Below are 25,207 nucleotides of genomic sequence, written 5' to 3'. Positions count from 1 at the left end.
AGTAAAGAGGTGAAATGGTGACCATTTCGCCTCCCTTATCTTTCTAGTTTTTGTTAAAATTTTTAGTGCTTGCGGGACTGTTGGTCGAACTTCACATTCTCAACTTTCTTCCCGTTTAAATCTACCGTATCAGGCGTCGTACTGTTCAAACTGGAAAGCGTCATGTCTACGCTCAGCACAACATCATGATTCACGCCTTGCACGTCCTTGCCGGAGATATGGATTTGCGCTGTTTGATTCGTAATATGGTTATCTCCATCTATGGTAGCATTCACTTCTACCGCATCCATTTTGATGTCGTTAGCCAGCTGTGGAAGACTGTTTTTCAATGTGCTCACATCGACGCCAAGTGTATCTGCTTTCGCAGGAATCGGACGTTGCCCGTTCTCTTGGGTCCCATGCTTAATAATCAGTGATCCGATGGTATTTACAACCGGAGATATCTGGCTGCCTGACAATTTGAAATGAATTTCCTTACCCTTACCCGACTTTTGGTCCATCGTCACGTAATTCTTCAAATTGCCGACCAGGGCGTCGACCACATTCTCAACCTCTTGAATCGTCGCTGGATCAGGGGTATGATTCGCGCCTTCCAATGCTTTGAACTTGCCGTTCCCTGGTTGAGCTTCAATTACTTTATATACATCTGAATCCGCTGTTTTCACGATCTGCTTGCCATCTTGACTGTAGAAATGAATGGTTTGCTCTTCCTTTCCGTTTTTCACTTTCACTTCTGCGCTGCCAGCACGACCGGATTGATCACTTTTAATCGTTGACTTTACATTGAGGAGAGATACCCCGTTGTCTTGTAGGGAAACGTTCACCTGACGAGTTACATTTTCCACTGCAGCTGTCTGTTTGAAAGCCGACTTAAATGTCTCATATCCGGGGGCATCCCCTACACCTGCATATACCGACGTTACTAGCATCATACTGCCGACTGCCACACCTAATCCCATCATTGCTAACTTCTTATTCATATCTTTTTCCTCCGTAAGCTTACGCTCTCTCTATTTGGATGCGTTCCTCGCTTCCATGTATTCATCTTATCTCGCCAGCCTTAACTCCCTCTTAATCACTTCTAAACCGCGCCTAAAACAATTCTTAAATAATTATTAACTGACGGAGCCCCTCCTTTGAAGGCAAAAACGTCTTTCTAATCAGCTCACCTAGCCAGCCTCAACGCTGGACGTGAGCCGGATGGCCACTGGATAGGGGGCAACCACCCTCCCTAGCAACCATTAAAGGGAATCTCAAGCACAAAGAGACCGCTCCCCACTTAAAAAGGTGGGAAACGGCCTCATGATGGTACCTTCTATAATTAGAATGTTGCCAGAATGATGACTAACAGAATGTAAAGAACCAGAATAACAGCTGTGCTAGTATATCCAACGTGAGACATGGTTATTCCTCCCCTCTGCCCTTCGAAACTCATCTATGTGATTGCATGATTCATCTTATGAAGATAAGGGCAGTTAGGTATGGACTTCTGTCTATTTCATCGGGATAAAAGGTGTCAGAGCGCCTAGATAACATACATCTAGGTGATGCTGCGCACGGGTGCAAGCTGTGTAAAATAGCTTGCGCTCCTTGGCCTCGGCGTAGACAGCCGAGCTCGCGTCGTAAAGGACTACAGCGTCGAACTCAAGCCCTTTGGCGAGGTACGCGGGCATAATCATCACGCCAGCCTCGTAGTGCTGCGTGTTTTTAGTGATGCGTTGCAGCCCTGGCAGCAGCGCTTGCAGCTGTGCGTGCGCGCGCTTCGTCTCGCGCTCGGTTTTGCACAGAATCGCGACGGAGCTAGCTCCGCCGTCGCGGCGCTTACGCACAGCCGCCGCAACGAGGCGGATAAGCTCGGCCTCGTCGGCCGCGCGTGCTAGACGCGGGGGCTCGCCACTGCGGCTGAAAGGCTCGATTGGCTCGCCATCAGGCAGCACCTGGCTCGCGAACTCGACGATCTCAGTCGTCGAGCGGTAGCTCTTCACGAGACGAATCGTCTCCGTCTCGTCCTCTTTCATCAGCTCGCTAATGGAAGCATATTCACCGTTTTTTTCCAAGCTGCTGCCCACATTCGCATGCGTGAAGATACCTTGATTCCAGTCCCCTAGCAAGGTGAAACGCGCACGCGGAAACAGCTTTTTCAAGTAAGCATAATGAAACGGTGAATAATCCTGCGCTTCATCCACAACCACATACCGAATCGTACCTACACGAAGCTGACCCTCTACCAAACCTTTCAAATAGACCAACGGTGTCGCGTCTTCATAAAGAATCTTGCCTTGCTCAAGCGCTTCAACCGTAAAAGTACGAATCGTGTCCCAGGCATCAGGAAGTGTTTGCCCCGAACTATCCGCAAGCTCTTGATGCAGCGTTGTCTGTGCAAAGAGCTCACTATACATCCCAAGCGCATCGAGATAAGCCAGGCTCCGCGCCTGCTCTTTGAGCGGCTCTATAGCCTTGTAGGCTTTGCCTTTGCTCATTCGCTTCATCTCTTGTTCCGTGCCTATGTACTTAGGTTCACGTACCATTTTGCGGTAGAAGCGCTGCTGCACATCGGATTGTATGTCATCCAGCCTACTCAAAATCCACTCCGTAAGGTGCTCCATTCGGTCACCAATGGATTGCGTCGAAGATCTGCCATAGAATCGTTCACTGAGCTCATCGGCTGTAATCAGCACCTTCTTGCCAACCGTGAAATCACGGAAGCGGAGACCATCCGTTTTCAACTTCTCGCCATATGCTTCTATGACTTGCAAGAAGGCTGCTGATGCTTTGTAATGAATGCCTTGCAGGCGGGCAGCATAAACGAGGTCATCTTCGGTGCCCGTTAGAACGAATTCTAACTGGTCATAAGGATCTTCAACGGTTAGCCCAGTCCCGCTTAATTTATGAATCAAATAGTCTTGAAACGTCGTCTGCTGCATATTCGTTTCGCCTAGCTCAGGCAATACGTGCGACACATAGTCGCTGAATAGGGAGTTAGGCGAGAAAAGAATCATATTATCCGCGCTCAATGTCGTCCGATATTTGTACAAGAGATAAGCAATCCGTTGCAGCGCCACGGACGTTTTACCGCTGCCGGCTGCTCCTTGCACAACGAGAACCTTATGCCGATCATCGCGGATGATCTGGTTCTGCTCCCGCTGGATCGTCGTGACGATGCTTTGCATCTTCTCATCAGCGCTTCGACTGAGCATCTGCTGAAGCATCTCGTCTCCAATGCTGATCCCCGTGTCGAATACATCCTGCAGCGCCCCGGCTTTAATGATATACTGCCGTTTCAGCAGCAATTCCCCGCTGACGTCCATCTCCGGTGTTACGTAGGTTGCAGGGCCAGGCGGATAATCGTAAAAGAGACTGGCGATTGGCGCACGCCAATCATAAATAAGAATTTCATCACTCTTCGAGTCTATGAAAGAAGTGAGGCCAATATAGATTTTCTCACGATCATTCTCGCCCCGCTCCCGGAAATCGATTCGGCTAAAATAAGGCGTGTCCACCACGCGCTGCAGCTTACGCAACGCATCCTGCGCTACGCGGAAGCTTCGCTCTTGTCCTAGCAGCACATGCTCCTGCTGCGCCATACTGGCAGCCGTCTCTATAATATCGTCGGCGTTATCTGCATTTACGGAAATATCATCCCAGAAGCTCCGGCCAATTGCTGTTACCTCCGAGCGTCGATCATCTACGATTTGGCTTAGTTCACCAATACGCTGCTTGATGCTTGCTCGGACTGAGCTAACCCGATCCGCTTCGTGTTCACGCTCTTCTTTTTCGATAGGCATGTTGATCTATCTCCTCTCATCGGGGACGTGCATGCTGATTTACATAGCTATTTATATACCCCATGAATCACTTCTTCAAACTCTGGTTCTTCCATATGAACATCATCCATGTCACCCCAACCACTTACAACTCGCAGCACATCCATCGCTTTCAGCTCTCGGCGGTTACAGGCAAGCGTTAGCTCGTTCGGTTGTTGCTGCATGATACGGAACGGAAGCTCCCAATGTTCAGGTACTTGATAAGGCCCACGGAAGACGATCTTCATCATCGTTGGAAGTCCGATTCGGTCGCGCAGCTCGTTAATCGAGCCGTCGTAACCAATTTGTCCATGGTTGATAACGATAACGCGTTCACACAGCTGTTCGATATCGTCCATATCATGCGTGGTTAGCAGAATCGTCTTGCCGAAATCCTTATTCAAAGCCTTCAGAAAGCCGCGAATATTACGCTTTGCAACCACATCAAGCCCAATTGTTGGCTCATCGAGAAACAAGATGTCCGGATCATGCAGCATAGCTGCCGCCAAATCTGCACGCATCCGCTGCCCAAGGGATAGCTTGCGCACGGGTGTATCTAGAAACTCATTTAATTCCAAAAGTTCCGTAAGTTCCCCCAGCCTGCGGCGTGCAGACGCTTCATCGACCCGATACATTGCAGCTAGAATTTCATAGGAATCTTTGACTGGCAAGTCCCACCACAGCTGGCTTCTTTGTCCGAATACGACACCCAGCTGCTGAACGACGCGTCTTCGGTGTTTTTGCGGGCTGAGTCCATGGATGAGCACCTCGCCAGATGTTGGATGGAGGATGCCTGTCAGCATCTTGATGGTCGTTGATTTACCCGCTCCATTAGGTCCAATATACCCGACAAACTCACCTGGTTCAATTGTGAAGCTCACATCGCTTACAGCTACCTTTTCTTTGTACGCCCTCGATAGCAAAGTGCGAATCGCGGAAAATCTACCTTCTTGAATAACTGGCGTTTGAAATGTTTTGCGTAAATGACGGACGGTTATCATTCTATCGCTCCTATCTTTTGCGGGATATCGGTCAACTACCTGTGCTTTGATAACGGGATAATCCCAGCCTCCAGAAGCGCATAGCCAATAGCAACGCAGCTGCTGCAACGATTACAGTCCCGAGGAGCATGCCAATGCCCCCTTGATGATGAAGTAAATACAAGGTCGGTATGTAATTAACAAACCCAACAGGAATTAGCACTAAAAGCGCGCCTTGCAGCCATTTTGGATACAGTGAAAGGGGGTAGCGAGCAGCCGTTTGCGAAGCATCCTCGGTCATGTTTTGGAGCGCTTCTATACGCGTTAACCAAAAGCCCGCTGCTGCGGTAGCCAGACCAATCGCAAATAACACAATCGTCCCAGTGCCTATAATAAGCAAGGTGAGCGGGATAACCGACCAGTCAATCTGACCTGCCGCCATCAAGGCATGCACGGAAATAGCTAGCAGAAAAATACCCTGTGCGATTTCGGCGAATAAAATACGATTATTTTGCGTCATCAGTGCGAGCAGCACGGGGATCGGACGGGTCAATAAGGGATCCAGATCACCCGTGACCAAATACTTTTCCAAGTGATGCACATCAGAAGCCAAAGAGCGATAGATCGCTTTGGACATCATCATGACTCCATACAAGTAGCAAACCTCGTAGAGTGTCCAGCCCTGAATGTTTCCGAATCGCATCAAGACTAACGCCACCATTAGAAACTCTGATGCATGCACCATCCCCGCCATTAGGGTGGAAAATAAGAAATTAAATTTGTACTGCATCCTGCTTCGTAAACTTGCTTTAATCAGCAGGATGTACAACCTGATCATCGTCATCCTCCCTGCACCTCCAGCTTTGTGCGCACCCTGTGCGTAACCGCCAGACAGACACAAGTAAACCCAACGCACCAAAGAAAAGCGCCGAGTACAACCGTTCCCTGTTCAAGCTGCATGTAGATACGTGTGGGATAGTAGAGCAGATATGGGTAAGGTGACCAAAAGCTGAGCGTACGCAGCCAACCAGGCAACCACTCCAAAGGGATAAAAAAACCGGATAACAGCATGCTTAGCGCATAATTTACCCAGTAGAACCATTTGGATTCCGTTGTCCATAACGCTGCCACGCCAATTAAGTAGTTCGTACAAATGGAGATATAAGCCGCCAACACAAGAGCTATTGCTGTCCAGCCATATACAGAAGCTTGATTCGGAAGCTTTAAAGAGAAGATAAAGAAGTAGAGGATGTAGATCGGTAGAAACTTGTAAAGAATTTGGTAGGCAACCTGCCCCCATTCCCTGCTCATTGCCTGGTAAAACAAGTGAACGGGTCGCATCAAGTCAACCGCAATATGTCCGGAGCGAACCGACTGCTCAAGTCCAAGACCATTCGTGGTGAATAAGGTAATCCAGAGAATGGCTTGATTAAAAGCGATGTAGCTTACGATGCCCTTCTGTCCGTAATCCCCGAGGGAGGTGTCGCCGCCTAGCCCTGTCCAGATGCTAATGTAAATGAAACCAAACGCAGCGCTTACCACATTGTGCAGCAAATGCGCTCCGCGATACTGCAAGTTCCTGGCGTACGCCTTACGCGCCAAAACTGCAAAAAGCATATCACACCTCCTGTTTTGTCCGAACATGTTCGTCATCAACCTAGCTGATTGTTGCAGCCGCCGCGTAGAGAGAGGAAATCTATATTACCAAAATCCTCCTGTTGTTGGCAATGTTTTTTTACTAACCCACCCGTACCCATGAAAAAACACGAGAAAAAAGGACAATTCCTTCGTCATTTCATGACTTTGGAATCGTCCCTTTCGGCATGCCTTACTGCGCGCTTACAGGCTTCGCTGCGGAAGAACTTCCGCTCTCCTCCGCAGCGCGTGAGGTGTTCTGCTCGCTGAATTCGGCGTTATAACCAGCCTGCGCCGTCTTCGTCAAATAGTCATGGTCAATGTGAGAGGCCATGTACTGTTTGCCGAAAAGCAAATCATATTGCACATTGCGATAGTCATTTAGAAGTGCCTTCGTAGCTTCGGGAGCCTCCTTATGGAGCTCCTCGTTGCTGTCGACGACTAGATTACTCAGAAGACCCGGCACTTTAGCCGCGATTTGAGCATTCAGGGCGAAGTTAGCCGGTTTCTCCATATGCAGCATATCCAGCACATGCGACCCAAGAAAAGAGTCACTCAACAGCGGAATTTGCTGCTTCGGCATATCAAAGTTCGACCACATGACCATTGGGATGCTATGCATCTTTTTCACTTCTTCCAACGACCACTCATTGGCATTGCCTGTATGAATGAATCCTGATTCAGCATACACTTGGTAGTCGAGTCCAAGCATCGGCAGATGGTCGCCGTAGAACACAATCATTGTCGGTTCACTAGAGTTCTTATAATGATCAATCAGCATTTGCAAGCTTTGATCCGCATCATGAGCGCCCTGCGTGTACGTCTCTAAGATTGATTTAGCTTGTGGCGTCAAATTACCTTGCACTTCGATTGCATTCTCGCCGTATCGAGGATCATCGTAAGGTCCATGATTTTGCATCGTGACCGTATAAATAAACATGGGATTGTCAGTATTGTCTACCTCTTTAATGATACTGCGAGACACTTCAGCATCGGAGATAAAGTAACCTTTCACCTCAGGATTCTGAAAATGCTCGCTGCTCTTAAAGGTTTGGAACCCAAGCTGCTTATAGACCGAATTGCGATCCCAGAACCAGCCCTCATAGGAGTGGATTCCCATACTCTTGTAGCCCTGGTCCGCGAAATAGCTCGCCAAGCTAGGAACTGGCTTACTCACATACTGTTGGTAAGGAATTGACCCTCCGGGCAGGAAGCTCATCGAATTTCCCGTTAGCACCTCGAACTCCACATTGCTCGTGCCGCCTCCGAATTGAGGAGACAGCAGATAGCCTGACGTCGATTCTTTTTGCAAACGATGTATCGTAGGCAGCGGATCCTCGCTGAACGTTACATTTGTCAGCAAAGTAGGGTCCCAAAAGGCTTCACTCATAATGAAAATGACGTTCGGCTTCTTCCCGCCCAGCAAGTTCGCCCCCATGGGTACCTTCAATCCCGCTTCTTGAATATTGGCTGCGACAGCCGCAATCGCTTGATCGCTGTAGGTTTCCGGCTTTTGAACGATGGAATTTTTCACATTGAGGGTGAAGGCCAGGGCAAGCCCATTATTCGTATAGTTCTCCTGTTGATCCCACACAATTTCATTGACGTTAAAGTGATCCATCATTTTACCGACCAGCGGCGTTTTAATACCAAATGCGTATAAGACGCAGAGTGCAAATAACCCTAGAACGATGCGAGGAGCAATGGGCATCTTAAATCTCGGCAACACCCACCTTAGGACAAGTACTAAGATAACAGCAGCTGCTATACCCACTATTCTTATAAGCGCAGCTTTTCCTGTTACCAGTGAAGCAATATTCATACTTTCCTTGTTAAGCAAAATGTCCCACGGAAAGAAGGGCTCCCCAATCATTTTCACTTTCATGTAACTAATCAGAGCCGTTATGCCTAAAAGCATCGTAGAGATGGCTCCAGCTATCGCCAGTGATCCCACAATTGTGTAAATCAATGCAAGTAAACAAAATGTAAGACCCACGTTTAGTAAAAACAATACTTTATAGGATATAATCCAATGTATCGTGTCGTAAAACGATCCGCGTTCCAGAAACTCTATTCCAACTACCGACAAAATCGGTAAACAAACTAGGAAAAAGAAATAAATAATCGTCGCTCCCAGACGGTTTGGTCTCATCTTCGAAATCCGATGGCTCCGGGGCTTCAGGTCTAAGTGCATGTTCCATCACTCTCCTCTAGCCCCTTATTATATTGATCAATTGTGAAAAAATTATGTAGCCAATCTGAAGATGACCTGACAACCGTTTATTTCAGTCCTGCGAGCCACGCTGCCAATGCCTTTAGCTCCTCGTCCTTCAAAGCGACTTGAAAAGGCGGCATACCGCCTCCACCCTTCTGAATCCGCTTAATAATTTCAGCTTCATCCAAGCGTTCTCCGATTTTTTGAATATTAGGTCCTTGCCCGCCTTGCAGATTGTTACCATGGCAGGAAATGCAAAAGTTTTTATAAATTGTCGGGACATCTGCTTGCACAGCTACTGGATGGGTTACTTCCTGTTTATCTTTATTCCCACAAGCGGACAAACTAAGTGCCAAAACGATCACGCAGAGCAGCTTGTAATTCATACACAATAAACTCCCTTAGTAAGTATTTCCCTCATGATAACAGAGCGTAGGTTGAAAAATAAAGGAATCCGCCGTTTTCAGAGCTAATACTTGTCATATCGGTGAACAACGAATAGGAGCTTTTTATGATAAACGCTATTTTAACCGAACGTATTAACTATTGGTGCCGCCTTATTCTCAATTCCTACTGGATTTTGATTGTCATATCAATAGCAGCAGAACTTACATGTCTTGTCGTCATCATTCATCAAACTCCAGAAGAAATCGTATATTTCATCTGGATTAGAATGATCCTTCCCACCGTCATCCTGCTCGTGATTATGGCTATCCATGAGTATATTCATCGTACTTGGCAGAAGCCAAATGCTTATTTCATTGTACTTACAGGCGTTAGTATTACCTCTGTTCTGATTATCGTAAATCCCCTCATCCATGGAATTGCCTACGTGTTCGCATTACCCTTGTTGGTTTCGTTATTTTTTTATCAAATGCGAGTATTGGTCATTACGCTTATTTGCGTTCTCGTTTTATTTTTTATCATGTATCAGTTTTCTTCATCCCTTCAAGCAAGTAATAATCTTCTCGACTTGTTCGCCTTTTTCTTTACGATGATAAGCCTATTTGTTGTCGAAGTCGGACTGCTTAAAAGAGGTCTTTCTTTGATTGACTATTTAGGAAAAACGATACAGTCCGAACAAGAACTACTCGTGAAAACAGCCGTCATGGACAAGCTCTCCAAAACGGATGCTCTAACCGATCTCTATAATCACAAGACATTCCATGAGTACCTCGATGAATTAGTCGAGCAAAGCGAGGTCAACCTTCTCCCACTTCATCTGGCTATCGTGGATATCGATAATTTCAAATCCATTAATGATACATACGGTCATGCCGTAGGTGATTTGATATTAAAGCGGGTCGCTAAAGTTATTAGTGAAGCCGTATCCCCCAGTGAAATCGTTGCACGTTACGGCGGCGAAGAATTTACGATCATTTTCACGGAAAAATCGTTGTTATACGCTTTTCAGACTGCTGAACGCATCCGTATGCTCATTCACAGTGCTCTTCAACCTGAAATGGAAAACAAGCAGGTTTCTGTTTCTATCGGCCTTTCTAGCTATAAGAAAGGCAGCAATAAATCCTTATTATTCACAGAGTCGGACACTTTACTGTATGAAGCAAAACGAACAGGTAAAAACAAGACGATTATGTCAACCCTATAAGGAACAAATAAATTAGGCCTCCCAAGAAGGATTTTGGCAAATAACGCCGAATATTTCATATTGTAAGCTATATATTACTCAACTAGAGGAGCTGGATTTTCTTGGAAACACAAACATCTGTGGGTCAACAATCTCACGCGAACTACTCGTCTCAACCATCTAATTCTGTCATTAGCTTGAAGGAATGGATGATTACGATCCTGCTCATGGCGATCCCAATCGTTAACCTCATTATGCTATTCGTTTGGGCATTTGGTGGCGGAACAAACGCTTCTAAATCTAATTATGCCAAAGCCACATTAATTTGGATGGGTATTGGTATCGTTCTTTATGTCATCATTTTCGTACTCATTTTGGGTGCAGCTTTTTCGGGCGCCAAATACTAGAATATGAATCAAAAAACTATCCTCACAGCGGAATCATTAATCCGTATGAGGATAGTTTTTTATTTTCAGAGCTACATGCATGTAATAAATGCATCAAATTTTGGGAAAACTAACCAAAAACCTTTCTGATGGAGGAGAAATTTTGGTTACTTCAAAAAACAAGCTATCTCTTTTTGCCCTAGGAGGCGTATATGAGATTGGAAAGAATATGTATGCCATCCAGTATGATAATGATATCGTTGTTATCGATTGCGGCTCCAAGTTTCCTGATGAAAGCTTATTGGGAATCGACCTGATCATTCCCGATATTTCGTATTTAATCGAGCATCACGATAAAGTTAGAGGTCTGATTATAACCCACGGCCACGAAGATCATATAGGGGGCATACCCTACGTATTAAAGCAATTGAATATGCCTATCTATGCTACACGCCTAACGCTAGGATTAATTGAAAGCAAGTTAAAGGAAGCCAAGCTTACGGCTGAAACCCAATTAATTCAGATTACCTCTGATTCAAGCATCTCATTAGGTTCAATTACAACAACATTTTTCAAAACTAGCCATAGCATACCAGATTGTTTAGGCGTTGTTTTCGATACACCTGAAGGTGTTGTTGTCCATACGGGAGATTTCAAGTTCGATTTGACTCCAGTAAATGAACAATATCCAGATTTTTATAAAATGGCCGCAATCGGTAAGAAGGGCGTATTAGCCTTATTATCGGAGAGCACCAATGCCGAACGCCCTGGTTTTACCCCATCCGAACGAAGTGTAGGTGAACACATCAAAGAAGCGTTTAGCAAAGCTAAACAAAAAGTATTTATTTCAACCTTTGCTTCTAATGTTCATCGCCTACAGCAAGTCATCGATGCTGCAGAGGCAACAAATCGAAAATTAGCTTTGCTTGGCCGAAGCATGGTTACTGTAGTGAGTATCGCTTCGGAGCTTGGATATTTAACTATTCCTGAAGGAATGCTCGTTGAAGCAGATCTGGTGAACAAGTTAGATAGTGACCAAATAGCTATACTTTGTACCGGGAGCCAAGGGGAACCCATGGCGGCTTTATCCCGCCTAGCCAGTTCGACTCATCGGCAGGTAGAAATTCTGCCAGGCGATACCGTCATTTTTTCGGCAAGCCCCATACCTGGAAATGAACGAAATGTAGCTCATATCGTAGATAATTTATTTCGATTGCGGGCAAAAGTCATTTATGGTTCAGGTACTGTAACGGGTATGCATGTTTCGGGGCACGCTAGCCAAGAAGAATTAAAGTTAATGCTCACATTAATGAAACCTAAATATTTTATACCTATCCACGGGGAATATCGAATGCTTCATCAGCATGGTTTGTTAGCTGAATCCGTTGGTGTAGATAAAAACAATATTTTCATCATTAATAATGGTGAGGTTGTGGATATTGAGAAATCAGTTGCCTACCAGAAACGAAAAGTGACTGCGGGAAATACCTTAGTGGATGGTTGGGGCATAGGCGATGTTGGAAACATTGTTTTACGCGACCGAAAGCATCTTGCTGAAGACGGTATTCTTGTCACGGTGATTACGCTTAGCAAAATTGATGGGAAGATTTTATCAGGACCCGACATTATTTCGCGAGGATTTGTGTATGTTCGTGAATCTGAAGGCCTCTTGGACGAAGCAAGTCGTATCGTAACTGACACGATTAACAAATTACAGATTGAAAATGCTAATCATTGGAGCTCGCTTAAAATTAGTGTAAAAGCAGTTTTGGGACGTTTTTTATATGAGAATACCGGAAGAAGACCCGTAATTCTTCCTATTATCATGGAAATCTAAATAGAATAAATCTACACATAAAACACGTGATCAAATGAACTTTTCTAGCCTCGCTTCAGATGCAGCGGGGCTATTTCCCTTTTTCAACGCTTACTAGAAGTAGAACTCATTTTGAATATCATTATGCTGTTGAACTTGATTTTCATCATTCTCGTCGAAAGACAAATCGCGGCGTTCCCTTTCTTGATATTGTTGTCGGCCTTCTTGTTCTAATTGTCGTTCAGCGATTTCAATTTGTTGAAGTAAATCATCAATAATTGTGTAGGTTTTTAGACTCTGGGAAATTTGATTTAAAGCTAGTGATACTTGCTGTACGGTTTGAGATAAATACTGAAATGTTTCCTTCTGCTGTTGTTGCCCTCGCACTCTGAAATGGTGTAGTTGTTTAAGTAGATCGATGGTTTTATTGGTATGTTGATTAAGATGATAGCTTGTTAAAGAAGCATGTTGCTGCTTTGTAAACTCGATAGAAGTAGAATGCGGCTTCTTCAAGGGATAACGTCCCTCCAAATCCCGGATGTAAAGTAGGTTTAGCATTGAAAGTTTGCCCTTAATTTGTGTACCTATTCCTTCAGGGTGCTCTTAGATCTTTTTTAATATTTTTGAATCCATTGGAGCATAATTTTTCATAGCTATCTAATTCTCATGGAAAACTAGAGGTATACAATGGAAATGAAATTGTTAATGAAATTGTTAATTCTGGGTTCTAGCTTGAGTTTTCTTTCTGAAACTACTGCAAATGCTATGATCAATCGCTCATCCTCGAAAATAATCAACCCATTAACACCGAATGAAACACGGGTAAGGGCAGATTTGATGGATACAATCAAGAACGAGGCTACCTTAAGGCGAATAGCCCCTATAAACGCAAGGATTGATGAGATATGGAAAGCCATCCCCGGTTACAACGGTATTGAGATCGATGTGGAAAAGACCTATGAACTCAATAAGGGAGTTATTCATTTAAGTGCCATTCAATACCTGTATAAAGAAATTAAACCCCAAATTAGCCTGGGGAACTTAGGGGCTCAACCGATTCACAGGGGGAATCCCTCGAAACCTCTAGTTTCCTTCATGATTAATGTCGCTTGGGGAAATGAATATCTTCCTCATATACGCGAAGTATTAAAAAAACATCATGCAAAGACGACCTTTTTCCTAGATGGTTCTTGGTTAAAAAAGAATATCGATTTAGCCAAAGACATAGCAGCGGAAGGACATGAATTATCCAACCACGCCTATTCCCACAAAAATATGAGCCAGCTGGATAGAGCTCAAGCTATTAGAGAGATAACCAGAACGGAACAGCTGCTTGTTTCTAATTTAAATGTTCGTAACACCTTATTCGCGCCGCCTTCAGGCGATTTTGATATGGAAACTGTGAAGATTGCGAAGGAACTAAATTTAAAAACAATACTTTGGACATTAGATACCGTCGATTGGAGAAATCCAACTCCTCAATCGATTGTTCAAAAAATTGAAAATAACATTAAGCCAGGCTATTTAATATTGATGCATCCCACAAAATCATCTAGCCAAGCTCTTGACGAGATGATTACAGTAATCGAAAGAAAGGGCTTGAGATTAGGCACCGTTAGCGAGGTTATTTCGGAAAGCCGCGTTCCAAATCAGGAGGCGCTTAAAAACAGTAGCCAGATTGAAGAATAATTCGTTTCTCATTACGGTTAGTAGCTCATCAAAAAAACTTATCCATCAAAAAATTCGCCTCTTTATCTCCTGAAGAAAGAAGCTTAATAAATTTATAAATAGGCATTTGTAAATAAAAAGCGTTCATATTGTGATTTAAAATATCATTCTTTAACTTTTGGTCCTTAACATGATGCTCGCCTATATATTGAATTGCATCCCGTCCTGTCTTTGTGTTCAGCCAGTCTTTAATCGGATGATTCTCGTTCATGGGTACCATTGGCTTACAAGTAATCTCCATATACATATCGACAGATAAGCGAATATCTCGAGAAGAACTTCCGACCATGATGGTAAAGTATCCGGTGTCCGTCGTCCACATTTTGAGCGCAGAATCGTAATAACAAAAATCTCTTGGATTCAAAACAAAAGAGACCGTCTTTGTTACGCCTGTATCTAAAGCCACTTTAGCAAAACTTTTTAATTCCTTCTCAGGCCGAACCCAGCGGCATGCCTGATCATGGATGTACAATTGAACAATTTCCATACCAGGGCAGTCGCCCGTATTCGTTATGTCAATCGTCACTGTCAATGGATCGGAATCCTTCAATTGCTTACGGTCACACGTTAAATTCGTATACTCGAATGAAGTGTACGACAATCCGTGGCCGAACGGAAAGAGAGGCTCGATCTCTTTCTTATCGTAATAACGATAGCCAATAAACAATCCCTCACCATACAGCGTTTTTCCATTTTCACCGGGGAAGTTCAAATAAGAGGGGTTGTCAGAGAGCTTAACAGGAAAAGTCTCCGACAACTTGCCGGATGGATTCGTTAGTCCGAATAAGATTTTCGCTACTGCCCCACCTCCAGCTTGCCCAGGCATCCAAGCATCCACAACAACCGGAACAGCCTCGATCCAGGCATCCATCCCAACGGCAGAACCAGCATTAATAATAACGACACAGTTGCTTTGAACGGCAGCAACCGCTTTAATCAAATTGATTTGATTAGCTGGTAAATCGATGTGTGTTCTGTCACACGCTTCGCCTTGGGGTATCCCAACGAACAGCAAAGCAACCTCCGCTTCCTTGGCTAAGCTTACCGCTGCAATAAGAAGCTCCTCGTTAGGTTCATCCTCTTCTAGATATCCTTGCGCGAATTGAAGGTCGCTCCCGCTTCCGACTATATTACGTAATTCCTCCAGTGGAACATCCAACCGAGTCGGATTGACCTTCGCGCTGCCTTCCCCTTGATATAACGGACTCAGCGCGAACTTCCCGACCACAGCGATAGAAGCAATTTGCTTCGGATCAAGAGGAAGTATTTGCCGATCATTTTTCAACAAGACGATACATTCCTCAGCAGCTTGTTGAGCAAGCAGATGATGATCATCGAAGTTCCATTCGTCATCCATTTTTCTCGGTTCACTTACACTTTCAATAACTGACAAGAGATTGCGTACGACATTGTCCAATGTACTTACATCAAGGCGACCTGCATGGACAGCTTCAATAATTTGCTCACAGCTCGAATCAGCCGGTCCCGGCATTTCCAGATTCAATCCCGCTTCCACACTATTAACTCTGTCGTTAACGGCTAACCAGTCCGACATGACGATTCCCTGAAACCCCCACTCATTGCGCAGTATGTCATTCAACAAATAGTTGTTCTCAGAAACATACGTGCCATTCACCTTGTTATAGGCGGACATAATGGCCCATGGATTCGCTTTTTTCACGATACGCTCAAACGCGGCCAAATAAATTTCACGCAGTGTCCGCTCATCTACCTCAGAATTGATGGTCATTCTTTCGAATTCCGTATTGTTGCAGGCATAATGCTTGAGAGTTGCACCAACCTTTTGGCTTTGCACGCCAGTAACGAAAGCTGCTCCTAATTCTCCTGACAAAAAGGGATCCTCGGAATAATATTCAAAATTTCTGCCGCATAAAGGGGAACGTTTCATATTGATGCCTGGGCCAAGCAGTAAATCGACCCCCAAACGATTGCATTCCTTACCTAATGCCCTACCTATTTCATGCAAAAGCCCTGTATTCCACGATGAACCGAGTGCTGATGCTGTCGGAAAACAGGTCGCTGGAGCTGCGCCTCCCAATAACACATCATTTTGCTCCTTCCGAATCCCATTCGGACCGTCTGCCATGAAAAGGGAAGGTATACCAAGGCGCTCCACTGCTATTGTGCTCCACAAGTCTGCGCCCGCACATAAACGTGCCTTTTCTTTAAGTGTCAGCTTCTCAAGCCATACGTCTACCCGATTTTCCATATCCTGTCTACCTACTCTCTTCTTATATTAGCGTTGCGGTAATGCCCTCACCTTCCAAGTTCGTGATGAAAACATGAACTTCATAATAAGTCCCGCAACAATCAGGCAAACCCCCAGCCACTGTAGTCCACCTATCGCTTCCATAAACACAAACCGTGCCATAAATATGGCGATAGGCAGCTCAACGGAACAAAGCAGCGTCGTCATTTGAGTACCTATTTTGGGTGCTCCGAATACAAAACAAAGCATAGGGAGGATAAGCCCCATTATTCCTAGTGCAATGGGAATCCATATGTGTACGTTCCACCATAAGCCTGTTACCAGATAGTACGGAGGAAAAACACCCCATACAAGCAGCATGGCCCCCGTTCCCATTAACGAACTGCGAAACCATGGGTTCATATGAACCACAGCTTTCCCACTGGCATATAAGGTACCTGCATATGAGAATGCCGCTACCAAGCCAGCCAACACACCTACAAGAGATATCTGCGTCCACCCGTCATGAACAACTCCAGATGCCAGGAACCCGCCAAACAAGGACACTCCTACGGACATCAACGTCTCCAGCGATGGCTTCTTCCGTTCAAAAATCCACTCGTACCAAACCCCGACCCACACAAATTGAAACAACAGCACAATAGCGAGGGAAGCTGGAATCGTTCGTATGGAGACATAATACAAAATACCCGTCATTCCGCTTAACGTTCCAACGGCAATCAGCTTTGACGCTTCTGGCAGTGTAAACGGCAGCTTCCCCTTATTCCTCCATAAAGCAAGCAGCCATAGCACAATGACACCGACAAACATTTGGCTCCCAATCAACTCGCCGAGATGAAATCCGCTCCTATAACCGATCTTGGTCACTGCGGCCAGAAAGCCGTAACTGGCTGCACCCACCAGCACAAGAAACACAGCTTGCCAGCGAAACATCGAATCATCCTTTCATTTACTGCTTTCCGCGACGTATAAAATGGAAAGGGGGGACACCATGTTACGGCCGTCTCCCCCACTACAAACATCCTTTTTTATTTCCTGTTCAATTTATCCCAAGCCAATTGAAATTCTGCAAGCATTTGATCGCCGTTTATTTTGCCTGCCACATATTTCTGAATGGAAGCACCGAATTCCTGAGTGGCTCCATCTGGATATCTGGACCATTGCCAGCCCCGAATCTTGCCATCCTTAATATACTTGGCAACATCTTCTCCAATGCTGCCGACGCTTGTTGGATCCGCCTGAATGCTTTTGAACGCAGGAATAAATTTGAAGTCTTTCGTTAAGTATTGCTTTCCTGTATCGGAAGTAACGAGCCAGTTGAGGAAGTCTTTTGCTTCTTTTTTCACCTTGGAATTTTTATTAACAACCCAGTTATTAGGGACCCCGACATAAATGTTGTCATTTAAAGCTTTGTCATCATTAATTGGCATTGGCAAAATACCGATTTTCAGGTTTGGATCAACCTTGTCTACAATAGGCTGAACCCAGTTACCTCCGATGGTCATAGAGGCTTTCCCCGCCGCAAACTGCGAAGTTCCGTTACTATAATCCGTTGTCAGCGGATTTTTATTGCCGTATTTGACGGTCATGTCCAATAGCTTGATCCAATCTATGAAAATCGGATTTCCAGCAAAATGAGCTGTACCGCTACTCAATTCATTAATGAAAGCGCCCGTATCCTTCTGTTTGCCCATGGCTTGATAAAAAGCGTGGTAACCTAGCGTATACAAGCTTCCATAATGATTCATAAACGGAGTGAATCCAGCTCCTTGCAATTTCTTCGAGGTCTCCTCCAATTGCGACAACGTCGTCGGCAACTCGGTAATCCCCGCTTTCTGAAATTGCTCTTTATTGTAAAGGAACCCCAGACCTTCGAGATTCATCGGCATTCCGTACACCTTGCCATTTTTGGTCATCGGCTCTTTCGCAAGGTCAATCACATCAGCTACCCATGGCTGATCCGAAAGATCCTCAATTTGCTCAATCCACGTATCTAACTGACGATAACCTTCATTATTGAAAATGTCCGGCATATCTGCCGCTGCGAATTTCGCCTTCAATTGCGTATTGTAATCATCTCCACCTACCGTAGAGACATTGATTCTAACGCCTGGATGCGTCTTTTCGTATTCCTTAGCCAATCGGTCAAACTCCTGCGAAATTTCCACCTTAAAATTGAAAACATTGACAACCGCTTCCTGGGGTTTGCTCGTCGCCGTGCTTCCTGCTGCATCGCTGTTTTCTTTATTTGTTCCGCATGCTGTCATTAAGGAACCTGTAAATACGAGAACAGCAGCGCTAGTAACCCATTTTCTCATCATGTTGACCTCCCGATTTATATGATTCTTACAAGAAAATTATAAAATTGAACGCCATGTTCCTGACACTCATAGTATTGACTTTTAAAGTGGACAAATTTGAGGTAGCTAATCTTCCCTTCGTCTTTTCTTTCCTATCCTTTCACCGCCCCAGCTGTGATGCCTTCCATGATGTGACGCTGCATGAACAGGAAAAAAAGAAGGATAGGCACAATCCCCATAACTAGTGCAGCAAGCGCCAAATCCCATTGTTTGGTATACTGCCCGAAAAGAGCGTTAGTCGCTAATTGCACGGTCTGCAGCCCCTTGTCCTGAAGGACAAGCAGCGGAAGAAGGAAGTCATTCCATATCCATAAACTTTGCAACACAATCACAGTGACGGTCATCGGTTTAAGCAGCGGAAAAATAATTCTCCAAAATACGGCATAAGGATTGCAGCCGTCAACAACAGCCGACTCCTCGATCTCAGGCGGAATGGATTTAATAAATCCATGATACAAAAATAATGAAAAAGAAACGCCAAGACCTGCATAGCAAAGTACAATTCCGTAGAAGCTATTCAAAAAGTGGAGCCAATTCCCAACCTTGACAAGCGGAATCATTATAGCTTGAAATGGAACTACCATCGCGGTAATGAACAGGGTAAACAAAGCTCGGTTCATCCGATTGGACCGGCGTGCTAGTCGGTATGCAGCCATCGATGCAATGATAACCATGGAGCTTACGCTCGAAATGGTGATGATGATGGAATTAGACAAAGCGCGCGGGAAGTGAAGAACGTTCCAAGCCCGGATGTAGTTATCCCAGTTCAACTTGGTCGGTAAGCTGGCTGTGTTTGTGAGAAGTTCAGCAAACGTTTTAAAAGAATTTACAAAGAGAAAGTAAAACGGAACTAGGAATAGTAAGGCAAGCAGCAACGTCAACACCTCGATAGTCAACAGCTTGGAAGAGTATGCGCTGTGTTTCATTACATATCCACCTCCCTTTTTTTCGTAATCGAAACCTGGAGCACGGTAATGAACGATACAGCGATAAAGAAGACAAGTGCTTTCGCTGTGCCAAGTCCGAATCGGTTATTCTTGAATGCCTCGTTATAAATATTCATGGCGATGGATTCGCTTGACTTAAACGGCCCTCCCTGCGTCAGCGAGAAATTCAGATCAAATGATTTAAATGCCCAAGCGACACTTAAAAACAAGCAAACTGTAATAGCTGGCATAATAAGTGGAAGAATAATGTGGCGCAAAACCTGGTGATTTTTCGCACCATCAATCGCTGCCGCTTCAATGAGGTCTTTGGGCACATTCGTAAGTCCTGCGACGTAAATTACCATGTAGTAGCCGGCTCCCTGCCAAACGCTTACAATCACAAGAGCCCAAAACGCTGTCGCCTCCGTACCCAGCCAGGAAAGCTGGAACACCCCCATCTTAGTAACCTCTCCAAGAACTGGGAAGCTTTGTACGAAAATAAATTGCCAAATGAATCCGAGCAGCAGTCCCCCTAATACGTTAGGCATGAAAAAGACCGTTCGCAGCAAATTGCGCGACTTTAACTGCTTGGACAAGATCAACGCCAATGCAAAGCCAATCACATTGCTGAATACAACAACCGCTAACATAAAGCGCGCTGTAAACAAAAAGGATCGGATAAAATCAGGATCATGTGTGAAAATACTGATAAAATTGGCGAATCCTATCCATTCAATACTGCCTGATACCCCGTTCCAGTTGGTAAAAGAATAATAAATACCAAGGCACAAAGGCAGTAAAACGACAATAAAGAAAGCTAAAAACGCTGGTCCCACGAACACTGTTTGCTGCATATACTCTGATTTCATCCAGGTTTTCATATCACTGTTCCTTTCATTTACTTTGTTAGAGTAGTTTTATTGTAACGAGAGTACCACGATGATCCCACTCAGGAATTTGTGCAATTTGGTGGACGATTCTGACCTCATGTAGTAAGATCAAAAACGTTATCAGCATCTTTAAGGGGTGAGGGACTTATGCGTTTTTTACAATCCAGCATTCGATATAAACTCATCGCGCTGATGCTGATTTCCACGCTTATCCCAATTGCAGCCTCAATTACCGTTACGTACTTTTATACCAAGGAATCAGTTAAAGCGCAGACGGTCTTGGAGAACAGCAGGCTCATTACCGAAGGTAAAACGAACTTGATCAATTATTTGGAGAGGCTGAATAAAGCCTCTCTAATCCCATATGGCAACAAAACCATGGAAACCATCTTGTCAGAAGGAGTAACAGGGTATGAAGATGAATCCTATGTTTTTACTACCTTACAGCTAGTTTTTCAATCTGCGAATGATGTGTATCAGGTTTATCTTTATATCAACAAAAATCAAACTTCCTTCTTAAAGACTCAAAGCTTCTTTGATCGCCAACAAACAGACTCCCCGCCTGTGAATGAAAGGAAACTCTCCCCTTATGCAGTCTGGACTGCCCCTACGCATCTGAGCAGCCATTATGGCGTTCAGCAGCTTGCCTATTCAAATCCGGAGTTAGTATTTACCCTTCAACGTCCTTTATTTCGTGTTCCATCCCCGGAGCAAATCGGCTTTCTCGCCATTGATATAAAGCTCGATGCATTAAGCAAATTGAGTTCTCAGCTATACAACAAAGATAAAGAAGATTTTTATATTATTGACAAAAGCGGTTCGATTATTTTTGCATCTGACGATGCGGTTATCGGTCAAATACGCCAGGATGCTTGGATTAAACAGGTGCTTTCCAAAAACGATGTCAGCGGAAATATGGAGTGGAATGAGATAGACTTTAGCGGCATGATTTTTTATTCAAACGTGGCTTTGCCTTCTTTGAATTGGACGATCGTCAAACGTATTCCTAACTCACAATTGTATGAAGATACTCGTAACTTGACGATTATCAACACAGCTTTAGGTATCTTTGCCCTTACTATTGCGATAGCGGCCGTATTGACCGTTTCCATCCGTCTTACGCATCCGATTAAAAAACTGATCCGCAGCATGAACCAGATTCAAGCAGGGCACTTGGAGTATCCAATCGACATCGACAGGGTAGACGAAATCGGTACGCTAGCCCTCCGTTTCCGAACGATGATGTCCACCATCAACGACCTGATTCTTCGGGAATATAGGCTAAATCTGGCCAACAAGACGACTCAGTTGAAAATGCTGCAGGCACAAATTAATCCGCACTTTATGAACAACGCCTTGCAGTTGATTGGCGCGACAGCACTTGAAAGCGGTTCTCCCAAAGTGTATGCGCTTGTCTCTTCGCTCGGGCAAATGATGCATTACAGCATGAATACAGAGGAAGCCATTGTTCCTTTATCTCGTGAAATTGAATACGTCAACTACTATTTGTTATTCCAACAACAGCGCTTTGAAGAAAAGTTGCAAATCGAAACCGAAATTGACGTGTCTACAGCAAACATTCCGATACCCAAAATGATTGTGCAACCGCTTGTTGAAAATTTTTTCAAACACGGGTTTCATTCTACGGCAGGAATCGGTCGTTTACGGATTGTTGCTTGGATTGAAGAGGAAACCCTTTATATCCGTGTGGAAGATAACGGGATAGGTGTGCCCGAAGCGAAGATGACTGCACTCAAACGTCAGCTTACACTGCTTAAAACTACGCAAACAGGACAAGGGGAAAAGATCGGCCTGATCAACGTCATGTCTCGTCTTCTTATCTATTACGGTGACAGAGCAAATATGGAATTAGAAGGACAGACGTCGCACGGCCTTATAGTGACACTAGTGATTCCACTAAATCCTCAGGAGGAATCTTCATGAAAGTACTAATCGTTGACGATGAAAAGCATGTTCGCACTTCCATACGTTACTTGATTAACTGGGAATCCATGGGCATCAGTCATTTACTTGAGGCGGTAGACGGCACCGAGGCAATAAGTATCATTAAGACCGAACAACCTCAGCTAATCATTACCGACATTATGATGCCGATTACTACAGGCATCGAACTTATGGAATGGATACAAATCCATGCCCCCAAGTGTAAGGTCATCGTAATTAGTGGATATAACGATTTTGAGTATGTCCGGCAAACGGTCAAAAGTGGCGGAGTCGATTATTTGCTAAAGCCCATTGTACAGAAGCATCTCCAGGAAGCAATCAGCAAAGCACTAAGAAGTTTACACGATGCCCAAATGGAACAACTTCAATATGTTCAGTTAGCCATGGAGGTTAACGAGCTGAAGCCGTTTTACAAAGACAAATTGTTGTCCAATTTACTAGGGGAATACGAAACTAAAGACGCCTTGATCAGTTGGGAGACCCTATTTCGGGAATTCCCGGCATTGAAAACCGCTCGTTCGTGCTGTATCGCGATACTTGATGTCAATACCCTAGAGCGTTCAATTCGTGAAAAATTCGAATCGAACCTGGATCTGCTTATTTTCTCGCTTATCAACATTTGCAATGAGTTCATACAAACGAAACAGAGTGGAATTGCATTTCGGAACTGGTACAAACGGCACGAAATTGTGCTGATACTTTGGGATGACTTGGACTTTGTCCGAAAAACGATAGAGGAGATTCAAGAGGGAATTGTACGAACGCTGAAAACCCATATTCAAATGGGGATTGGCCTCAAAGCTGAATTTCCAGACGGTCTGCATCATGCATATGTCACAGCGCTTAAGGCCCTCCACCAACGTAACTTACTCTGTTCATCCGGACCAATCTCCGAATATGCGATAACGGAGACATCCCGGACCAACACACTTCGTTTCAGTCAATTTGAAGAAGATTTCCGCATGGCAATCAAGACAGGTAGAGCAGAACCAATCCAAGAGGCTTTACAAAAATGGTTTCAAATCGTATCTGCTATGGATCATATTTCGTTCGATCAATTAGAGAAATGGCGGGACGAATATAACGTTGCCAAGGCTCGCTGGATGGAAGAGCTTCTTGGTGATATCACAGAGCCTGCCTCTGCCGCATCATCGTCCTTTAACATTCCCTTTAATAAAGAAGGAAACTTATCGTTACCCGCACTCGAGCAACAAATCATGCGGGAGTTGATGGAACTATCACAATTCCTTACGACAATTCAAATAAATAATCGCAGCTCATCCATGCGCGAAATTGCGCGCTTCATTCGGACGAATTACAATCAAGAAATATCGCTGACCGATATTTCTGAGCGTTTCCATTTAAACAGGGAATACATTTCCCGTAAATTCAAACAGGAATTTCATGAAACGTTCATCGATTATCTCAATCGCATCAGAATTGAAAAAGCGAAGATGCTCCTGACGAATCCGAACCTTAAGATCGCCCAAATCGCCCAAATGGTAGGATATCAGGATGAAAAATATTTCAGTCGTGTTTTTAAAAAAGTTGCTGTCCTGACGCCAAAAGATTATAGAAATCAATTTGCAGCTAATAGGGGTCCAACGAACTGAAATCTGCTAAAAACCCAATTACCAGAAAAATATAAAGCGATATTCTACTTGTCCCTTGACCCCTGCGACAAAACACAAAAAAGCGAGGGAACAATCGTTCCCCCGCTCTAGAACCCGATTCTTTTTTCGTTTTCTCTGCTGCTTCAAGCTGTCTGACCGAGAACTAACCTAGTTAAGTAGATTTTTCAGCTGCAGGACGGTTATTCGCAGGTAACCCAACAAATTCCCTGCTCGTCCAGAACGTGCTTCCAATCCTTCGGATAATTCTGATCCGATATGACCATATCGATCTGCTCAAGCGGCATGATCTGGGCGAAAGCCTGCACCCCGATCTTCGATTGGTCAGCCAGGATGATAACTTCATTCGCTGATTTGGCAAATTCTTTGGAAATGTGCGTCTCGTTTAGATCGTAGTCCGTCACACCGCTACTCAGCGCAATGCCGCCAATCGACAAGAATGCCTTATTCACAAAAAACTGTTTCATCATTTGCTCGCACAGCGGACCTGTCAAAGATTGCTGTTCAGGATTCAGTTGTCCACCGAGCAGAAACACCTTGCCGCTGAAGGTATTCGAATTCAGCGCTTCAGATAAGTACGTACCAATCGGCAATGAATTCGTTAAAATGGTTAAATTACGTTTACCCTGGATGGACTTGGCAAGCTCCATCATGGTCGTGCCCACGTCCAGGATTATCGTGTCTCCATCCTGGATCAATTGGGCTGCACGCGCCCCAATCTTCTTCTTGGCGTCGGCGTACAACTCACGGCGCTGCTGGAAGGGCGGTTCACCGTTCTCATGCCCAGAACGGATGGCTCCGCCATATACACGCTGAAGACGGCCCTCCATCTCCAGTACATCCAAATCACGGCGAATGGTTTCGGAAGACACGCCGAGCTCTTCGGCCATCGGCAGCACCTTCACCTTTCCTTCGCGCATCAGGGTTTGCATAATTAGATCTTTACGTTCTTGAGCCAAAAGCGACAAGCGTGGCCACCACCGTCAATTTAATAGTGTTACCTATATTTAACATCTACGTTCAGTATATCGCCTTTACTAAAGAAATCCAACCA

At 44.7% G+C, this 25,207-nt stretch carries 20 protein-coding genes; 6 read left to right on the top strand and 14 right to left on the bottom strand.

Features of this window, described 5'->3' with window-relative positions; translation table 11 throughout:
- Positions 1-62: 62 nt before the first annotated feature.
- From GK047_RS13330 to GK047_RS13300, 7 genes are all read right to left on the bottom strand, one after another.
- Positions 63-980 (bottom strand): hypothetical protein, encoded by a 918-nt coding sequence (locus GK047_RS13330; RefSeq protein WP_163947103.1) that lies wholly within the window; start codon positions 978-980, stop codon positions 63-65.
- Positions 981-1,493: 513 nt separating this feature from the next.
- Entirely contained in the window at positions 1,494-3,785 is a 2,292-nt protein-coding gene (gene helD / locus GK047_RS13325; RefSeq protein WP_163947100.1) for an RNA polymerase recycling motor HelD, read from the bottom strand.
- Positions 3,786-3,832: 47 nt separating this feature from the next.
- Entirely contained in the window at positions 3,833-4,804 is a 972-nt protein-coding gene (locus GK047_RS13320; protein WP_163947097.1) for an ABC transporter ATP-binding protein, read from the bottom strand.
- 31 nt (positions 4,805-4,835) lie between these two features.
- Positions 4,836-5,627 (bottom strand): ABC transporter permease, encoded by a 792-nt coding sequence (locus tag GK047_RS13315; RefSeq protein WP_163947094.1) that lies wholly within the window; start codon positions 5,625-5,627, stop codon positions 4,836-4,838.
- Positions 5,624-6,400, bottom strand: coding sequence for an ABC transporter permease (locus tag GK047_RS13310; protein ID WP_163947091.1), 777 nt, complete (start codon positions 6,398-6,400; stop codon positions 5,624-5,626). The genes GK047_RS13315 and GK047_RS13310 overlap by 4 nt, the downstream gene beginning before the upstream one ends.
- A 211-nt stretch (positions 6,401-6,611) precedes the next feature.
- Positions 6,612-8,612, bottom strand: coding sequence for an LTA synthase family protein (locus GK047_RS13305; RefSeq protein ID WP_163947088.1), 2,001 nt, complete (start codon positions 8,610-8,612; stop codon positions 6,612-6,614).
- 86 nt (positions 8,613-8,698) lie between these two features.
- Complete coding sequence (locus tag GK047_RS13300; RefSeq protein ID WP_163947086.1) at positions 8,699-9,019, bottom strand: c-type cytochrome; 321 nt, start codon at positions 9,017-9,019, stop codon at positions 8,699-8,701.
- Between the two features lie 125 nt (positions 9,020-9,144).
- Between GK047_RS13300 and GK047_RS13295 the strand changes: the two genes are divergently transcribed.
- From GK047_RS13295 to GK047_RS13285, 3 genes are all read left to right on the top strand, one after another.
- Positions 9,145-10,242 carry a GGDEF domain-containing protein gene (locus tag GK047_RS13295; protein ID WP_163947083.1) on the top strand — a complete coding sequence of 366 codons (1,098 nt, stop codon included), beginning with the start codon at positions 9,145-9,147 and terminating at the stop codon, positions 10,240-10,242.
- 119 nt (positions 10,243-10,361) lie between these two features.
- A complete protein-coding gene (locus GK047_RS13290) occupies positions 10,362-10,628 on the top strand; it encodes a hypothetical protein (protein WP_163947840.1) in 267 nt (88 codons plus the stop codon).
- 142 nt (positions 10,629-10,770) lie between these two features.
- Entirely contained in the window at positions 10,771-12,444 is a 1,674-nt protein-coding gene (locus GK047_RS13285) for a ribonuclease J (protein ID WP_205516778.1), read from the top strand.
- A gap of 93 nt (positions 12,445-12,537) precedes the next feature.
- Here the strand turns inward: GK047_RS13285 and GK047_RS13280 are convergent, their stop codons facing one another.
- On the bottom strand, positions 12,538-12,936 hold the full coding sequence (locus tag GK047_RS13280; RefSeq protein WP_163947077.1) for a hypothetical protein: 399 nt from the start codon (positions 12,934-12,936) through the stop codon (positions 12,538-12,540).
- A 174-nt stretch (positions 12,937-13,110) separates the two neighbouring features.
- On the opposite strand from GK047_RS13280, the gene GK047_RS13275 reads away from it, so the two are divergent.
- Positions 13,111-14,112, top strand: a complete 1,002-nt coding sequence (locus GK047_RS13275; protein ID WP_163947074.1) for a polysaccharide deacetylase family protein — start codon at positions 13,111-13,113, stop codon at positions 14,110-14,112.
- A gap of 28 nt (positions 14,113-14,140) precedes the next feature.
- On the opposite strand, the gene GK047_RS13270 is transcribed toward GK047_RS13275, so the two are convergent.
- The 5 genes from GK047_RS13270 to GK047_RS13250 all read right to left on the bottom strand — a co-directional run bounded on the left by GK047_RS13270 (position 14,141) and on the right by GK047_RS13250 (position 20,536).
- Positions 14,141-16,381 carry a beta-glucosidase family protein gene (locus GK047_RS13270; RefSeq protein WP_163947071.1) on the bottom strand — a complete coding sequence of 747 codons (2,241 nt, stop codon included), beginning with the start codon at positions 16,379-16,381 and terminating at the stop codon, positions 14,141-14,143.
- Positions 16,382-16,408: 27 nt separating this feature from the next.
- Positions 16,409-17,314 (bottom strand): EamA family transporter, encoded by a 906-nt coding sequence (locus GK047_RS13265; protein WP_163947069.1) that lies wholly within the window; start codon positions 17,312-17,314, stop codon positions 16,409-16,411.
- Between the two features lie 95 nt (positions 17,315-17,409).
- Entirely contained in the window at positions 17,410-18,699 is a 1,290-nt protein-coding gene (locus GK047_RS13260; RefSeq protein ID WP_163947837.1) for an extracellular solute-binding protein, read from the bottom strand.
- Between the two features lie 134 nt (positions 18,700-18,833).
- Positions 18,834-19,667 (bottom strand): carbohydrate ABC transporter permease, encoded by an 834-nt coding sequence (locus tag GK047_RS13255; protein WP_163947066.1) that lies wholly within the window; start codon positions 19,665-19,667, stop codon positions 18,834-18,836.
- Positions 19,667-20,536, bottom strand: a complete 870-nt coding sequence (locus tag GK047_RS13250; RefSeq protein WP_240343944.1) for a carbohydrate ABC transporter permease — start codon at positions 20,534-20,536, stop codon at positions 19,667-19,669. Before GK047_RS13250 ends, GK047_RS13255 begins: the two co-directional genes overlap by 1 nt.
- Positions 20,537-20,704: 168 nt before the next feature.
- On the opposite strand from GK047_RS13250, the gene GK047_RS13245 reads away from it, so the two are divergent.
- Both GK047_RS13245 and GK047_RS13240 read left to right on the top strand, forming a co-directional pair.
- Positions 20,705-22,501 (top strand): cache domain-containing sensor histidine kinase, encoded by a 1,797-nt coding sequence (locus GK047_RS13245; protein WP_163947060.1) that lies wholly within the window; start codon positions 20,705-20,707, stop codon positions 22,499-22,501.
- Positions 22,498-24,135 carry a response regulator gene (locus GK047_RS13240; protein ID WP_163947057.1) on the top strand — a complete coding sequence of 546 codons (1,638 nt, stop codon included), beginning with the start codon at positions 22,498-22,500 and terminating at the stop codon, positions 24,133-24,135. The genes GK047_RS13245 and GK047_RS13240 overlap by 4 nt, the downstream gene beginning before the upstream one ends.
- Positions 24,136-24,335: 200 nt before the next feature.
- Here GK047_RS13240 and GK047_RS13235 read toward each other — a convergent pair whose 3' ends face one another.
- Positions 24,336-25,121 carry a DeoR/GlpR family DNA-binding transcription regulator gene (locus tag GK047_RS13235; protein WP_163947054.1) on the bottom strand — a complete coding sequence of 262 codons (786 nt, stop codon included), beginning with the start codon at positions 25,119-25,121 and terminating at the stop codon, positions 24,336-24,338.
- Positions 25,122-25,207: the final 86 nt, after the last annotated feature.

This window comes from Paenibacillus sp. SYP-B3998 (genome assembly GCF_010820665.1).
Taxonomy (GTDB): domain Bacteria; phylum Bacillota; class Bacilli; order Paenibacillales; family NBRC-103111; genus Paenibacillus_E.
This window is presented reverse-complemented; position numbering and strand designations above follow the sequence as displayed.

Excerpts from the sequence above, each read along its gene's own strand:
- GK047_RS13330 (WP_163947103.1), bottom strand. The coding sequence starts at position 980 with ATGAATAAGAAGTTAGCAATGATGGGATTAGGTGTGGCAGTCGGCAGT.
- helD (WP_163947100.1), bottom strand. The coding sequence starts at position 3,785 with ATGCCTATCGAAAAAGAAGAGCGTGAACACGAAGCGGATCGGGTTAGC.
- GK047_RS13320 (WP_163947097.1), bottom strand. The coding sequence starts at position 4,804 with ATGATAACCGTCCGTCATTTACGCAAAACATTTCAAACGCCAGTTATT.
- GK047_RS13315 (WP_163947094.1), bottom strand. The coding sequence starts at position 5,627 with ATGACGATGATCAGGTTGTACATCCTGCTGATTAAAGCAAGTTTACGA.
- GK047_RS13310 (WP_163947091.1), bottom strand. The coding sequence starts at position 6,400 with ATGCTTTTTGCAGTTTTGGCGCGTAAGGCGTACGCCAGGAACTTGCAG.
- GK047_RS13305 (WP_163947088.1), bottom strand. The coding sequence starts at position 8,612 with ATGCACTTAGACCTGAAGCCCCGGAGCCATCGGATTTCGAAGATGAGA.
- GK047_RS13300 (WP_163947086.1), bottom strand. The coding sequence starts at position 9,019 with ATGAATTACAAGCTGCTCTGCGTGATCGTTTTGGCACTTAGTTTGTCC.
- GK047_RS13295 (WP_163947083.1), top strand. The coding sequence starts at position 9,145 with ATGATAAACGCTATTTTAACCGAACGTATTAACTATTGGTGCCGCCTT.
- GK047_RS13275 (WP_163947074.1), top strand. The coding sequence starts at position 13,111 with ATGGAAATGAAATTGTTAATGAAATTGTTAATTCTGGGTTCTAGCTTG.
- GK047_RS13270 (WP_163947071.1), bottom strand. The coding sequence starts at position 16,381 with ATGGAAAATCGGGTAGACGTATGGCTTGAGAAGCTGACACTTAAAGAA.
- GK047_RS13265 (WP_163947069.1), bottom strand. The coding sequence starts at position 17,314 with ATGTTTCGCTGGCAAGCTGTGTTTCTTGTGCTGGTGGGTGCAGCCAGT.
- GK047_RS13260 (WP_163947837.1), bottom strand. The coding sequence starts at position 18,699 with ATGAGAAAATGGGTTACTAGCGCTGCTGTTCTCGTATTTACAGGTTCC.
- GK047_RS13255 (WP_163947066.1), bottom strand. The coding sequence starts at position 19,667 with ATGAAACACAGCGCATACTCTTCCAAGCTGTTGACTATCGAGGTGTTG.
- GK047_RS13250 (WP_240343944.1), bottom strand. The coding sequence starts at position 20,536 with ATGAAATCAGAGTATATGCAGCAAACAGTGTTCGTGGGACCAGCGTTT.
- GK047_RS13245 (WP_163947060.1), top strand. The coding sequence starts at position 20,705 with ATGCGTTTTTTACAATCCAGCATTCGATATAAACTCATCGCGCTGATG.
- GK047_RS13240 (WP_163947057.1), top strand. The coding sequence starts at position 22,498 with ATGAAAGTACTAATCGTTGACGATGAAAAGCATGTTCGCACTTCCATA.